Here is a 14712-nt window from a genome sequence, read left to right on the forward strand (position 1 = left end):
TAACGGTTAAAATGGAGCCGCCAGCAAAGGCTGCGGAAATTTTTTTGATGGATTCATAGTAAAAATATAACCTTATAGTTAAATACCACGAACACCCACAAATAATGAGATATTTCTTGTCGGATCAAAAGACAACAAATTGTGGTACAATCAGGAAAGTCGGAGTCCTCTTTTATATTCACCACTTAATCATGTAATCTATTACATTGTAGAGGAAAATGCACATGAAAAAAGTCATCCTTTTAGCACTCTTTATATCTCTTTGGGCTTCTTTAGTAACCAATGAAAAGGAAGCAATTGCAGCAAACAAGATTATTAAGGATCCTGTGATTGAAGAATCAATAAAGAAAGAACTTGAACTGGATTCATCCTATGAAATAACAAAATCTGATTTGGAACGCCTGACTCAATTATGGATTGAAGGCAATGCCCAGACACTTGAAGGGTTAGAATATGCAATAAATCTCAAGTCGCTGGCAATTAATTACGCGCATATTAGCGATATCTCCGCACTAGCTTCACTGCATAAGCTTTACGATGTATACATTCATCACACTCAAGTAAAAGACATCTCTCCTTTGGCCGGAAAAACAAGTATCGAATGGCTTATACTGGATAGCAACGAAATAGAGGATATTAAGCCTTTGGCAACATTGGAAAACCTCAGGTCTTTAACAATTGAAGATAACCACATTACGGATTTGACTCCGTTGGAAAATCTCAAACAGTTGTATTTGATCTCAATACAATATAATCCGATAAAAAGCCTGAACAGCCTGCCAGGGATGCCGCATTTACAAGCCGTCTATATGGCGGGCGTTGAAGCTGACGATTTGGATAAGCTTTTAGATATTCAAAAGCTTAGATACGTACAGTGGTCCAAGGAACTGACGGAGCAACATGCGAATTTAGCTGCACGTTTGATTGAAAAGGAAGTTGAAGTTGCAGAAGAAAGTAAGCCCCGCCCAGTACGTGTGATAATAAACAATCGAGAAATTCTACCTATCTCAATATCATCTAAAAATGGCACTACGTTCATTCAACTTCGAAAAATAAGTGAAGTGCTTCATCTAAATCTTGAATGGAAAGAAAGTACTCGTTCCATCATGATAACCAAAGATAAGAATCAGCTAGAACTTACCGTTGATAGTAAGAGTGCATACATAAACAATAAAATGGTTGAGCTTAACGAACCTCCCTTTATTGACGAGATGTATCAACAAGCATTTGTACCTATTCGTTTTCTGTTCGAGGCTCTAAACGCGTCAATTCAATGGAATCACGAAAGAAATCTTATAAATATTACATACTAAGTTTTACAATTCGCCTAACGAGAATCGCTTCAGATGAACGAAAGGAGCAGCTACAATTGAAAATATAAATTTTGAACAAGATCGACAGACTAAATTACTTAAACAGTATATGGAGCAGCATTTCAAGCCTCCGAAAATCAAGCAACTTATTGAAGCCTTCTCCTTCTCCGAACTCCGCAAATTAATCGGAGAGATGGATATCGAATTCTTTGCCCTGTGCTATTTCCCGAAATACTTTGATCGAGAATTCGGCCAGTTTCACCGAGAAATGTTTGACGAGTTAAAATTGATGCTATCCAGTAAAGAACTAATCACTGCCTTTGGCGTACCTCGTGCCCATGGTAAAAGTGTGATCAGTTCTTTTTTATTTCCACTGTACGCTACTCTCTATGATAAATCTCAATTTACTCTGATTGTATCAGCGACGGAAATGATCTGTTTGCCATTCCTCGATATGTTGAAGGATGAGCTTGAGACGAACACCATGCTCATTGAGGATTTCGGCATTCGTAAAGGAAGCCGCTGGAACAATAATGAAATATGGCTTCGCAGTAAAAGTGGACTCGATTCCTGCATCATGATTCGTGGTATAGACGGTTCCCTTCGAGGCATCCATTATAAACATCATCGACCTACTCTTGTTCTGATGGATGACCTGCTGAAGGAAGACACTGCACGATCCGAAGCGAAAAGAGAACAGATTAAAAGTACGTTTACCGATGTCATTCTCCCTATCGGAACAAAGGATACGAACATTCTGATCTGCGGCACAATATTAAATGAAGAAGACTTGATGGCTGACTTGCTGAAAGGCAAGATTCCCGGTGTCAGAAGCATTCGTAAATCTGCTGTCATTCAATTTTCTGAACGTGACGATTTATGGTCTGAATGGGAGCGACTATACAATAACCTGCAGGACGAAGACAGGGTCAATACGGCTCTGTCTTTTTTTCGTTCATATCAACAAGAAATGCTGGATGGGACGGAGATACTCTGGCCCGAATATCTGAACTATTACTATCTCATGTGCAAAAAGCAAGCCATGGGTGAAAAGAGTTTCTATAAAGAATTACAAAACGATCCCCGCTCAACAGATGAGTATATCTTCCAGAACATCGTGTGTTGGGATCGACTACCTGAGTTTGCGGAAATGGAGATTGCCATGTACATCGATCCAGCTATCAAAGCTGGTAAGAAGAACGATTACTCTGCTATCACCATATTAGGTCAGCATCGAAAAACAAAACAGCTTTACGTGATTGACAGTAATGTTTATAAACTGCTACCGGATGACTTGTTTCAGGTGGCAATCGAAAAGCTGCGTATATTTCCAGTTGATAAACTTGGCTTTGAAGTCAATCAGGCACAGAGTTATATGAAGCAAAAGTTTGAGGAGCAACTTTGGAAGGTCAAAATATTCACTCTAGTTGAAAGTGTGAATTCCAAAGGACAGAAACACGAACGGATAATCAGTCTGGAACCAGAGATTAAGAAGGGCCATATCCTGTTTAATCCTGCGAACATCCGCTACAACAATCAAGTGAAGGACTACAATCGAAATTGTCGGTTTGATGATGCTCCCGATTCGCTCTATGGGGCTGTACAATTGATCCATGCAGTGAAAAGTCTGAAATTTTATGATCGAAGTTTATTATTCTGAAAGGAGTCATAGCCATGCAAATCACCGAATCAATCATATTAGAATGCTTAAACGAACTCAACAGCGCCGCGCTAACCAAGCAAAAATATTTCGATTACTACAACGGCAAGCATGCCATTCTCAAAGATTATGCCATGCAGGAAAGTCGCAGCAATCGTAAACTTATTTTCAACTTTCCCAAGAAATTCGTGGACAATGAAACAGGTTATCTTCTTGGCAAGCCAGTCAACTATGTATCTAAATCTGATCACGATGAAATCGCGCATAAAATCGATCTGCACATGAGTCACTGGGATAAGGAGCATAACATCAATCTCAGAAAACAAAGTGAAATATTCGGTGAAAGCTTCGAGTTGAATTACATTGATTCCGATGGCCAGTTTTCAGCAACCGTATTATCGCCTTTGAACGCTTATGTGCTGGAGGATGGCACTGCAGAGTGCAACGTTCTGCTGGGGCTTCACAAATTCACACGCAAATTCGATAAGACAATTTACCTTGACGTTTATACCGACAGCGAAATTTTGCATTACGAAATCGCCAACAACGACAATCTCAACAGCAAATTTCCCAAGCTCAATTATATCGGCAAACACAATCACATCTTCGGAAGAGTCCCCCTTATCTCCTGTCCGGCCAATACAGAAAGGAAAAGCGGCTTCCAAGATGTGATTTCTTTATTTGATGCGTACAATGCGTTGAATTCAGATTTGGTCAATGAGATTGCAGATCATCGCAATGCGTATCTGGTCATCGAGAATGCCAAACTTGAAGCCGAGGACTTGATGAACATGAAGAAAATGGGCATCATTCAGGTTCCTGCCGGTGGCAAAGTTTCTTGGCTTACGAAAGAGATTAACGATACGTTTGTGAAAAACGAGCTGGACAACATTGAACGTAAAATCTTCGACATGATGGACCAAGTTAATTTCAATGAAAACTGGGCATCGAACACATCTTCCCTCGCTCTCCGAAACAAGCTGCTGAATCTCGAAAATCGAGTGGCGATACGTGAAGCGTTGATGGAAAAAGCGATCAAGCAGCGTCTACGAAATTTCTTCACGTTCCTTAACATCAAGGAAGGCATCCAATACGATTACCGAGATATCGCCGTAAAGTTCACTCGTAACTTGCCTACAGATTTGCCGGGATTAGCTGATGTAATCGTAAAGCTACAAGATGTGGTATCTCGAGAAACGCTGCTTACTTTGCTTCCCTTTGTCGAGAACCCTAAGCTGGAATTGAACAAATACCATGCCGAACAACAACGTAAAGAAAATGGAAATGAAGGTTCAATGAATGCACAATAAAAACAAAATCAAACAACTCATCAAACATAATTGTGCCTCTTATCTTGGGGATAAGCATGGAATCTCCAACTATTGCTGCTGGAAGGATGGCTCATGCGTATTTTTTAAACAAGATGATCAGCTACCAAGTTGCCCGTATTTTGAAGACGGGGTATTGCCAACTGATGAAAAGCTGGAACGTGACTATAAATCCGAACGGAATATGGACACTGAAGTAAAGACAGCGAAGCCGAAAGTGAAATGTAAGAAATGCGGTGATCCGTTTTCGGCTAATTCCAATCGTCAAGCTTACTGTGAACAGTGTAGGGAAAAGACGAGGAAGGAAAACATCCGATTACGAGTTCGAAAGTTGAGACAAAAACGTCTTGATGTAACGCTTTAGAGGTGTGAAAAAGCCGTATAAATCAAGGGTTAATAATAACCAAAAATGAGTTGTTAAGGCGTTTGTACCTTTTCTCCATTTTTACGATTTCTAACACGTTACATTGTTGTCCTGAGCACGACATTAAACTGCTCTCAAAATAAATATAATGCGTGTTCGGTTCTGCAGAGTCGAATGGGCAACAAAGGAGATTATGAAAATGGATCTGGAACAAGTTAAACAATGTATCGAGGACAACAAACAAAACGAGGAATTGCAATCGTATCTTCAGGGCTTGAATCCATTGAGCGTTGAAGGGATTGAGCAATTCATAAGCGATCAGCAAAGTCGCTGGAAACGTGGAAGGCAAATCATCTGGAAAGTTTACTGGATACGGAGATCAAGAAGCGCTTTCCTGCCAAAGATGAAAAGGAAATCGAAGTCGAGCGTCTACGTGTTGAAATCGAGAACATGAAGCAAGAAAAGCTCCGTGAGCGATTAACCAGTCAAGCCATCAAAATAGCCAGTTCCAAGAATCTGCCGTTATCCTTGGTGGATTTTTTTATTGGCGCAGATGAGGATAGCACGATAGCAAATCTGGCTGTATTTGAACAGTCGCTAAACTTGGCGGTTCAACAGCAAGTCGAGCAACGGCTTAAAAGCGACGGCTATACGCCTCCTGCTAATTCTGCCGCTAAGACATTTACACTCGATGCCATCAAGGGAATGTCGCATGATGAGATCAACAAGAATTGGGATGAAATTAAACAAACATTACAAAACAAATAAAATCAAAAGGACAAGGTGAAACGATATGTCAGTACAAAATTTTATTCCTACCATTTGGAGCGCACGATTAAATGAAAGTTTCAAGAAAAATTTAGTGTATGGCAATTGCGTCAATACCGATTTCGAGGGCGAGATCAAAGGTCAAGGCTCCACGGTCAAAATTAATTCGATTGGCGCAGTCACTATCGGCAACTATGATAAATCCAAAGGTATTGGCAATCCGGAAGAACTCGACTCTACGCAAAAAAATCTGGTCATCGACCAGGCGAAGTATTTTAACTTTCAAGTGGATGACGTAGATAAGGCTCAAGCCAATGTCAATTTACTGGATGGCGGTATTGTGGAGGCATCCTATGGACTCGCTAATGTGGTTGATCAATATATTGCTGGATATTATACCGAAGTCAAAGCTGGTCATACCATTGGTGACGATACAACTCCGATTGTTCCAACCAAGGATACAGCTTATGATTTACTCGTTGATTTGGGCGTGATTCTAGATGAAAACGATGTACCCGAAGGGGATCGTTTTGTCGTTGTTCCAGCTTGGTACTACGGACTTCTCGTCAAAGACCCGCGCTATACCAAAGATGCTAATGTAATGCGAACAGGATTTGTCGGCAACATCGACAATATGGCGGTCTATAAATCCAACAATGTGCCTCATACAGCAGGAGCCAAGTATAAAATCATCGCCGGCCACAAAAGTGCCATCTCATTTGCTGGACAAGTGGATTCGATGGAAGCGTATCGTCCTGAGAAGCAGTTTTCCGATGCCCTCAAAGGATTGCAGGTATTCGGAGCCAAGTGCATCAAGCCCGAAGCATTAGCAGTACTCACAGCAAATAAGTCGTAATCAGAAATACATTATATATAGAAGAAACACGTTCGGGGGTGTCCGTTTTAGATACCCCTATTTTTATTTCAGGAGGTTAATGAACATGTGGTTTTTGAATAAAGAGACAGGTTTAAAGTGGGAAGTTGTGGATCAGGAATTAATGCTTCGATTGCAGGGCAACGCGAATTACGAACAAGTAGACGATCCAAAACAAGAAACGAAACAGGCTAAGCGGAATGAGAAAGAGGTTACGACATGAATGAACAATTAGATCTGATGAAACGGTTGCTTGGCATTGAATTAACGGACGTTTCTAAAGACGACATTCTCACGCATTACTTGAACAAGGCCAGAAATAATATCCTTGGCTACTGCAACATTGCTCTTCTCCCTCCTGTTTATGACGAAGTAGTTGTCGATTATGCGGTATATCTGTATAAAAACAAGGATTCAGTCGGTCTTACGGACAAACAGGAAGGTGAACGCTCAGCCAAATACGAACCAGGCATTCCAGCAAATATTCGACTTTCCCTTCCCCTGCCTAGAATACAAGTGGGGTATTGAGCATGTTTTATGATACGAGAATGGAGATTCTGGATTCAGTCCATTTGGCAACGATACAAACCATCTATGCCGATGTGCAGCCGCATACGAAAAGCTTCTCCTATGAAGACGGCTATACCCTTGAAATCACCCATCGTGCCTTTTGCGATCAGGCATCTGGTTTACGCTTGAACAGTTACGTCCGAATTGCCGATCACATTTTTATCATCTTGGACTTGAAGGAATGGAGCGATTATCTGGAACTGTATTTGTATCGTTGTAAGCCGGATTTTGCATCAGGGGTGAATGAGCGATGAGAAGCATAGAACCGATGATGGACTTTTTCCTGCTTGAGAAAGGCGAACCAATATATATTCATGATGTACAGCAGCTTGCTCTTGTTCGGGATGCGGCTGATAAATTGCAGGAAATCGATGATAAAATGATCCGAACAGCAATCCCTTTACATACTGGCGATCTCATTGATTACCGAAATGAGCGATATATGATCGTAAGTCAAATTGATAAAAACGAACAATCGTATCGCGGCAGAATGCGGAAGTGCAACTTTAAGATCGCGTTCAACTTTCAAGGCAATGTGAAATGGTTGGATGCGATTGTGGAGGGTATAACATTTTCGCTTCGACCAGGTAACATCATTTCTTTGCCCGATGGAACGATATTCGTCACACTCCAAGAGAATGCTGACACAAGAGATATCCAACTAAATCAGCGTTTCTACAATACACATCAACCGTTTCAAGTGATAGGCATTGACCGAACTCAAACAGGAATCGTTAAACTAAGCTGCAAACTGGATTCGAAGTCCCTACCTTATGATGATGTCGAAAACAATATTGCTGACCGTTGGAAATATCATTTAGATGCCACGCAAATGGAAAAGCGAAAGAAGCATCTCTTTTAATTAGAAGAACTACGGCTTGCCTTCGGGTGAGCCTAATTTTATTTACAAAGGAGCCACTTATATGAAGAAGAAATCCATTGATTATATGCTTAGCCTCAGCCTATTGAAGCAACTCAAATCGCAAAATTTAATCACGGAGGAAGAGTTTACCAAGATCGATTTGTTAAATAAAAAGTCCTTCAATAGCCCGTAGAATGGGCAGAAATGGACTTGATGATGTGCCGGGACAATTATAACATGACACAGCAATAAGAATATATCCGAAGGGAGAATCGCCATGGCAAAAGCAGCCACAGCAAAGAAAGTAGTCGTTGTACCGGTAAGAACGATTGAGACATTAGATGGGATTCCGGAATTTCACAAGAAACGAGTCGCAGCCTATTGCCGCGTCAGCACAGACTCGGAGGAACAAAAAGAAAGCTATACAAATCAAGTGAACCATTATACACAACATATCCAAAGCAACTCGGAATGGGATATGGTTGATATTTATGCCGATGAAGGCATTACCGGCACGAATACGAAAAATCGAACTCACTTCAACCGTATGATACAGGATGCTCGAAATGGCATGATCGACCTGATACTGGTTAAATCGATCTCCCGGTTTGCAAGAAATACACTCGATTTGCTGAAATATGTCCGAGAACTTAAAAGTCTTGGTATCGCAGTATTTTTTGAACGAGAGAACATCAATACACTGGATACTACAGGCGAAGTCCTCTTGACGATCCTTAGTTCCCTTGCTCAGGACGAAAGCAGGAACATTTCAGAAAATAGTAGATGGGGCATCTTGCGAGGATTCACTGAAGGGAAAGTATTCTGTAACACTACTCGCTTCCTCGGGTACGATAAGGACGAGAATGGAGAGTTGGTCATTAACGAAAAGGAAGCCGAGATTGTAAGGCGGATTTACCAAGAATATTTGGAAGGCAAAAGTTACGAAGCCATTGCCAAAGGCTTGATGCGAGATAAAATCAAAACGGTCACTGGCGGCGAGAAATGGTGGGATTCATCCATCACGATTATTTTGACGAATGAGAAATATTATGGAGCCTTACTCCAGCAGAAAACAATAACGGTTGACTTTCTTACCCATAAGCGAATCAAGAATCGAGGGCAGGAACAGCAATATTTGATCGAAGAAAATCATGAGCCGATCATCTCAAAAGAAATGTTCGAAGCGGTACAAAAGGAAAAAGAGCGCCGCGCAAAGCCGAAAGGCAATATCGTAGGCGACCGAAAGAAATACTCCAGCAAATATCCACTTAGCAGCAAAGTATTCTGCGGATGTTGCGGAACCATTTTTAAACGCCGAACATGGAACAGTAACAACGCATCCAAGAAAGTCGTATGGCAATGCCGAACCTACGTGAACGAAGGTAAAGACGCTTGCGATGCCAAAGCGGTCGATGAATTTGTACTACAGGATGCGTTTGTACGAGTGTTCAATCGGATGCATGAGAACAAGGATGGATTTATCCGAACGCTCAAGGCTAACATTGAAACGATATTAACTAAACGAACAGGACATGAACCACTATTGGAAATCGAGCGGCAAATGGAACAGCTAAAATTTGACCTCAAAGGGTTGGTAAACCTGAAGATTCGGGATCAGATTGACGAAGCGGTGTACAATGAAGAAAATACCAGAATCTCGGGTGAGCTGAACGAACTTCGGCAAAAGAAATCCCTGCTGGAGAAAGATAATGACCAAAAAGCCCAAATCAAGGAACGTGTCGATGAAATCATACAAGTTCTAAGCTTACGGCAAGAATTACTCGAACAATTTGACGATAGCCTATTTCATGCGCTGGTGGAGAAGATAACTATTCTCTCGCCAGCGCATTTTGTTTTTACTTTAAAAAGTGGGATGGAAATAACCGAGTTAGTGGGCTAAACGATAATCTGACGAGTGTAAGGCGGGGTAAATGATTCGAATCCCGTCTTGAACTCCTTGCATATAGAGCCACTCTTTTTCGATATTATGCTTATGGTTTAGCGTATCCTCCCACTCGCTCAAAAGAACGAGCAGATCATCGTCTGCCCGATGTTTAATAGCATCGTTCAAATCAGCAAGCTTCTGGTGGACCGGAAACAGAGCATATTGTTTTTGGGCAGTAAGCGCTGAGGTATCGAATCTTAACTTGAGAGCATCGAGAAACCAATTTGGCCAATGTTCCATAGGAAAATCCCCTCCGTTGTTTGAGTGTGTGTATCTTAACTCTGTTCGGAGAGGGTGGCAAGTTATTTTTATCCGCCGCGCTTACATTTTGAGGCCGCTTCTTATGGCGAACTATGGCTCTAACATTGAAGCGTATCTTGAAAGAATCAGAACGAACAGGATAAGTTGCCTCTATTCAACAATCCAGTCTACTTTTATGTATCCATTTTCCATCTTATTGCCTTTGATGACAAAATGGTACTCACCGTCAGTTTCTGCTTTAACACTCAATACGGTCCCTTTGCTCTGCCATTCAACATACTTACCTTTTGGCCCGCGTAACGCCACTTCAATTCCACCCTTGCCGCCGTAATTATAATTTACTTTTATTTCATCCCCCTTTCTAGCTTGAATAGGAATTTTTTTTTCGCCGTCAAAATAGTCGTATCGAAGTTCAATTCCATGTTTAGTTTCTTTCTCAGACCAATTTATTTTTTGATCTATCCATTTCGGATTAAAAACATAAAAATAAATTGAACTGATAAACAGAAGAGTAATACCTGATAGAGCGAATAGAAATACTTTTTTCAACCTATTTCCCCCCGCTTATTTTACTGATACAGTGCCCCGTACAGCTTGATTCCCGATGAAATCAAACAAACCTCCAGGACTAAAGTAACTATCGCTTGGCATATATTGAAGGACTGTTTTATAATCAGTACCATTGGAACTGTAGTAAACTTCGTATGCAGGAAACTCGTTCCTAACACCATCATACGAGATGGTTCCATTATCCCTGTTAATTTTAAACATAATTTTATAATCTATCTTTGCTACTGGAATTAATGGATTCCCAGAAGAGACACTAAAATATAAATTATTACCATTCAATCCAGGAGAGACACTCATATTGTCATTAGGTATCGTAGCTTCATCAAGAGGCTTATCAAAAAAGGTTTGATGGGATGTCCCCGTAAAGTTAAACGATGTAACTTGTCCTGTAACATAATCAACAACAGCGTACTGAACAGTGCGATTACTATGCGAACTCACATCGAAATCTCTTCCATCACCAAGTCCTTCCACGAATTTCGGAATTGCAGAAATTTTTTTCATGGGAATAAAAGTATTGAATCTCATGACAACATATTCATTTCCGCTTCGGCCTATATCTCTTAAAGCATTCGCAACTTTATGAATCTCATCCTTTACATTCTGGTGGGGAGTCATTTCCCAATATTTCGATATAAACTCTATCTCATCTTGGATATTCCGTGGAAGCCCCTCATCCTCTTCATCTCCATGCAGGATCGTAGTATAGTTGAGAGGACTATTTTCCTTCATTAAAGGATTGAGCTTAAGAAGGTTTACACCGTCATTTTCCTTATACTCATAAATAAATGGTTCGATCTTCGGAGCATTAGACAGAATCGTAACGCGGCTTCCTTTTTCTTTTTTAGAGTCTTCCTGTATGCCGATGGCAACCGAATCAAACCGAATGCTGTCCAGTTGATCTTTTTTCTGTCGTACAACAAGTTCAAACTCTAATACCCCTTTCATGCCGTTAACCTGTTCTTGATACACGTTAACGTATGCATGTGTAAATATGATCTCTCGAATCGTCTTTTCATGCCTCACGATTTGGACGGTAACAGTTCGATAATAATCATTGTCCGGCCTATATTCAGTAAGCGCCCATGCATAAAGCGTATTGGAGCTATCCGTATCTTTTTCCACAGGAGGAAGTAGTCGAAGTGGAATCTCACCCCGTATCTGAATCGAATGCTCCGCATTATATGCTTTGGCTAAAAAATCTGCCGGACTTGTGTTAGTATAGCTATAGCCAGTAATTTGCCCATTGCCAAGCTCAATCGGTGAATGACCGGATTCTCGTTCTACCCTCAATAAAATGCTCATATTTATCTCCCTTTAGGCTATTGCTAACCTACCAAGTCGTTATCTTATTTATATCGGATTGATACGACTTCTATTTAATGTAAATTTCAACACACTTTCGGAGATTTGGGAAGGGCATATTTGAGAAACGATCTACGATCTATTGCTCGGGTTTGGCTTGCAAGCTCATTTCCATATTTAAATTTTAGCAGTATACTATAGAGTATGGAACAATGAGTATCGGCATCGACGATATATCCCTTTCACCATCTCGATGCACGTGGAGTGCGTGGTAAGGATGTATCGGGAGGGACATTGAAAGGTAAATGTTTCAACAAGGTCTGCTGAGAAAGCAGGCTTTTCTTTTATGAACTATCCTAAAATGAAAGAAGTTGAATTTATTTACGACACCAGTATAGGTAAAGTGTTGAATGGTAACTACGTTGATAGCAAGCCTCTCCCCACAGCGGTGGAAGAAAATTGAGAAAAGCAAGGTTACTTGTATTTAGTATGATCGATGTGTTGGTTATTGTATTATGGATAATAGAACGACTGCCTCAATAGGTATTTATAGAACATAGAAATAGGAGGATTACATGGCCTGGAGCAAATTGAAGCAACATCTGGAGAGTTTTCTCTGTCCTGCGTTGTATGGAAGGGTCGAATACCGCGCAACCGGCTACCGTTATTTACCTGATAAAGCAGGAATTTGTTATATTGCGGTAGATAAAAAGAACGTATTCAATATGAGTGATATAACTACCTTAATCAGATGGTATCAGACGGAGCTGGATATTAAGAATGATTCAGATATCCAAATTTCTATCAACAATGAAGAAATTGAAGCGGTCAGAAAAGATACCAAGGGGATAGTTCCGGAGGATCGTCTAAAAGTAATTGCAAGAAGTAGAAAAATATCAGAATATGCAAAGGAGCTTTTGTCAGCACAGTCATCATTAAGTAAATCAAATTTTGTCGTTGTAGCTAATAAGTTTTTATCCATTTCTATAGAGGAAAGCATAGAGAGCAATGATATCTTATTGAATATTCTTGCTTTGGTAGACAGACGAGTTGGAAAAAAGCGAATTTTAAACATGACCGAGAAGATGAAGTTAAAGCATCCAATTGTGCAGTATTTTTATGAACTACGGCTTAGTACGTTATGAAAATAAATAACTCATTCACCTCCAATCGGGAGGTTTTTTCATGCTATCATATACTTACTGACAGATTAGGTGATGAGAATGTCTTGTACGCCGCGGTTTTTGAGGTCGTTTAAGACGCTCAGCCAGAACTTCGAGGACTCATTCTCCCCGATCCAGATGCCCAGCACGTCTTTATTGCCGTCCAGATCGATGCCAATGACCATGTAGGCTGCTTTGTTCACGATGGCCCCGTCCTGCTTGACCTTGAAATAATTCGCATCCAGGAAAACGACAGCAAAGGTGTGTTGCAGCGGACGGTTCTGCCACTCTTTGATCATCGGGACAATTTTATTGGTCACATTGGAAATGAGCGTCAGAGAAACTTCGATACCGTAGATATGCTCCATGTGATCTTGAATCTCCCGGGTACTGACCCCCTTGGCATATAAGGCAATGATCTGGTCCTCGATCCCGTTCACATGCGACTGATGCTTCTTCACGATCAAGGGCTCGAATTCCCCCTGACGATCGCGAGGAACCTGAATTTCCTGTTCACCATACTCGCTGATGATGCGCTTCTTACCCTTGCCATTCCGACTGTTCGAGGTTTTCTTGTTCATCGTGTCATGCTTCTCATAACCTAGATGCGTATCTATCTCGAGGTAGCCCGTGAGATGGGTCTGCATGAGAATACGATCTATCGCTGGATCGCCGAGTTTAAACAGGACGGCAGCGGGGCGTTTCCCGGTAGTGGGCAACTAAAACCGGAAGACAAGGCCATGCGTGATCTTCAGAAGCGGATTCGTGATCTGGAAGAGGAGAACGAAATCTTAAAAAAGGCGATGCACTACTTCGCTAAAGACCGGCGCTGATCTATAAATTCATCCACGATCATCGCTTCAAGCTCCGTGTTGCGAAGATGTGCGCCGTATTTGGAATCTCCCGAAGCGGTTATTATCATTGGACCCGGCGGAAAGAAAGCGGTCGAAGCCAACGTCATGAGTGGCTTAAAAAGCAGATTCGGCGCATCTTTTTTGACCATAGGCGTCTTTATGGAAGCAAGAAAATCTGGGAAGCCCTTAAGAAACAAGGCGCTCAGGTGACCGAGAAAACCGTTGCTCGAATCATGAAGGAGCTCGGCTTGAAATCCCGAACAATCAAGAAATATAAAGCAACAACGAATTCCAAGCATAACTTGCCGGTAGCCGCGAATCGGATATTTTACACCCAATCAGTACGAACGTATGTACCGCCCTACTGCGTAATTCTCTCGATTCTATGCGTCTAATCTATTGAAGTGGTCCAGTTCAATTTAAAGAAGGTATAGAGGAGTTCAAATGTTTTGATCCAAATATGCGAGCTACAATTGTAAGAATGTACGAAGAAGACGAATGCTATTGTGTGTGTCGAATTCGATTTTAGCCAACAAGAAGAGTACAATAAAGGATTCGAGCAAAATGTATGGAATGGTAAAACTGGGGAACTGCTTCGTTGGAGTGAAAGTCCATATTACCCTAAAGATAAGAAAGCTAAGATTTACATATCAGTTTATGATGAAATTAAAGAGTTTGATATTGTAGAAAAGAACACGGTATTTCTAGACTATAAAAGGAGCGGTAGCGATAAATCTTATATTGCTTGGTTAGAAGAACAATATGTGATGATAAAAAGATAATTTTAAGGGAGATGAAAGTAGTGAATAATAAATGTAATTTAAAATGGGCTGATTTAAGCGATTCAGTTAAAACGATAATAGAACACATTGATA

General features: G+C 40.9%; 18 protein-coding genes and 1 pseudogene. 15 read left to right on the forward strand and 4 right to left on the reverse strand.

The features are described 5' to 3' along the window. Positions 1 to 224: 224 nt before the first annotated feature. From QJ48_RS24790 to QJ48_RS24835, 11 genes are all read left to right on the forward strand, one after another. On the forward strand, positions 225 to 1313 hold the full coding sequence (locus QJ48_RS24790) for a stalk domain-containing protein (protein ID WP_054976099.1): 1089 nt from the start codon (positions 225 to 227) through the stop codon (positions 1311 to 1313). A 109-nt stretch (positions 1314 to 1422) separates the two neighbouring features. Next, the gene (gene terL, locus QJ48_RS24795) at positions 1423 to 2973 is read left to right on the forward strand and encodes a phage terminase large subunit (protein ID WP_054976100.1); all 1551 of its coding nucleotides are present in this window, start codon (positions 1423 to 1425) and stop codon (positions 2971 to 2973) included. Between the two features lie 14 nt (positions 2974 to 2987). Further along, the gene (locus QJ48_RS24800; protein ID WP_054976101.1) at positions 2988 to 4283 is read left to right on the forward strand and encodes a phage portal protein; all 1296 of its coding nucleotides are present in this window, start codon (positions 2988 to 2990) and stop codon (positions 4281 to 4283) included. A gap of 748 nt (positions 4284 to 5031) precedes the next feature. Continuing rightward, the gene (locus QJ48_RS24810) at positions 5032 to 5433 is read left to right on the forward strand and encodes a DUF4355 domain-containing protein (protein WP_237763049.1); all 402 of its coding nucleotides are present in this window, start codon (positions 5032 to 5034) and stop codon (positions 5431 to 5433) included. 25 nt (positions 5434 to 5458) lie between these two features. Further along, positions 5459 to 6289, forward strand: a complete 831-nt coding sequence (locus QJ48_RS24815; protein ID WP_054976103.1) for a P22 phage major capsid protein family protein — start codon at positions 5459 to 5461, stop codon at positions 6287 to 6289. Positions 6290 to 6374: 85 nt separating this feature from the next. Continuing rightward, a complete protein-coding gene (locus tag QJ48_RS38170) occupies positions 6375 to 6530 on the forward strand; it encodes a hypothetical protein (RefSeq protein ID WP_193394495.1) in 156 nt (51 codons plus the stop codon). Beyond that, positions 6527 to 6835 (forward strand): phage head-tail connector protein, encoded by a 309-nt coding sequence (locus QJ48_RS24820; protein ID WP_054976104.1) that lies wholly within the window; start codon positions 6527 to 6529, stop codon positions 6833 to 6835. Before QJ48_RS38170 ends, QJ48_RS24820 begins: the two co-directional genes overlap by 4 nt. Positions 6836 to 6837: 2 nt before the next feature. Further along, complete coding sequence (locus tag QJ48_RS24825) at positions 6838 to 7131, forward strand: hypothetical protein (protein ID WP_054976105.1); 294 nt, start codon at positions 6838 to 6840, stop codon at positions 7129 to 7131. Beyond that, complete coding sequence (locus tag QJ48_RS24830; RefSeq protein ID WP_054976106.1) at positions 7128 to 7739, forward strand: hypothetical protein; 612 nt, start codon at positions 7128 to 7130, stop codon at positions 7737 to 7739. The genes QJ48_RS24825 and QJ48_RS24830 overlap by 4 nt, the downstream gene beginning before the upstream one ends. A gap of 61 nt (positions 7740 to 7800) precedes the next feature. Further along, a complete protein-coding gene (locus QJ48_RS39385) occupies positions 7801 to 7932 on the forward strand; it encodes an SHOCT domain-containing protein (RefSeq protein ID WP_337589638.1) in 132 nt (43 codons plus the stop codon). 84 nt (positions 7933 to 8016) lie between these two features. Further along, positions 8017 to 9639 (forward strand): recombinase family protein, encoded by a 1623-nt coding sequence (locus tag QJ48_RS24835; RefSeq protein WP_054976107.1) that lies wholly within the window; start codon positions 8017 to 8019, stop codon positions 9637 to 9639. Here the strand turns inward: QJ48_RS24835 and QJ48_RS36230 are convergent. The 3 genes from QJ48_RS36230 to QJ48_RS37070 form a co-directional block, all read right to left on the reverse strand. Further along, positions 9628 to 9924 carry a hypothetical protein gene (locus QJ48_RS36230; protein ID WP_054976108.1) on the reverse strand — a complete coding sequence of 99 codons (297 nt, stop codon included), beginning with the start codon at positions 9922 to 9924 and terminating at the stop codon, positions 9628 to 9630. The genes QJ48_RS24835 and QJ48_RS36230 overlap by 12 nt on opposite strands. A gap of 171 nt (positions 9925 to 10095) precedes the next feature. Further along, complete coding sequence (locus QJ48_RS24845; protein ID WP_054976109.1) at positions 10096 to 10494, reverse strand: hypothetical protein; 399 nt, start codon at positions 10492 to 10494, stop codon at positions 10096 to 10098. A 15-nt stretch (positions 10495 to 10509) separates the two neighbouring features. Beyond that, a complete protein-coding gene (locus QJ48_RS37070) occupies positions 10510 to 11820 on the reverse strand; it encodes a hypothetical protein (RefSeq protein WP_054976110.1) in 1311 nt (436 codons plus the stop codon). A gap of 575 nt (positions 11821 to 12395) precedes the next feature. Here QJ48_RS37070 and QJ48_RS24855 point away from each other — a divergent pair. Next, positions 12396 to 12965, forward strand: coding sequence for a hypothetical protein (locus QJ48_RS24855; RefSeq protein WP_054976111.1), 570 nt, complete (start codon positions 12396 to 12398; stop codon positions 12963 to 12965). A gap of 71 nt (positions 12966 to 13036) precedes the next feature. On the opposite strand, the pseudogene QJ48_RS24860 reads toward QJ48_RS24855, so the two are convergent. Further along, a pseudogene (locus QJ48_RS24860) lies at positions 13037 to 13603 on the reverse strand (IS256 family transposase); the annotation flags it as partial. Between QJ48_RS24860 and QJ48_RS36240 the strand changes: the two are divergent. From QJ48_RS36240 to QJ48_RS37665, 3 genes are all read left to right on the forward strand, one after another. Beyond that, positions 13589 to 13816: a transposase gene (locus QJ48_RS36240; protein WP_082420668.1), complete on the forward strand. Its 228-nt coding sequence runs from the start codon at positions 13589 to 13591 to the stop codon at positions 13814 to 13816. The pseudogene QJ48_RS24860 and the gene QJ48_RS36240 sit on opposite strands and share 15 nt — an antisense overlap. Positions 13817 to 13863: 47 nt before the next feature. Continuing rightward, a complete protein-coding gene (locus tag QJ48_RS39545; RefSeq protein WP_082420669.1) occupies positions 13864 to 14232 on the forward strand; it encodes an IS3 family transposase in 369 nt (122 codons plus the stop codon). A gap of 111 nt (positions 14233 to 14343) precedes the next feature. Then, complete coding sequence (locus QJ48_RS37665) at positions 14344 to 14619, forward strand: hypothetical protein (protein WP_054976113.1); 276 nt, start codon at positions 14344 to 14346, stop codon at positions 14617 to 14619. The last annotated feature ends 93 nt before the right edge of the window (positions 14620 to 14712 follow it).

The organism is Paenibacillus sp. A3 (genome assembly GCF_001399685.1).
Classification (GTDB): domain Bacteria; phylum Bacillota; class Bacilli; order Paenibacillales; family NBRC-103111; genus Paenibacillus_G.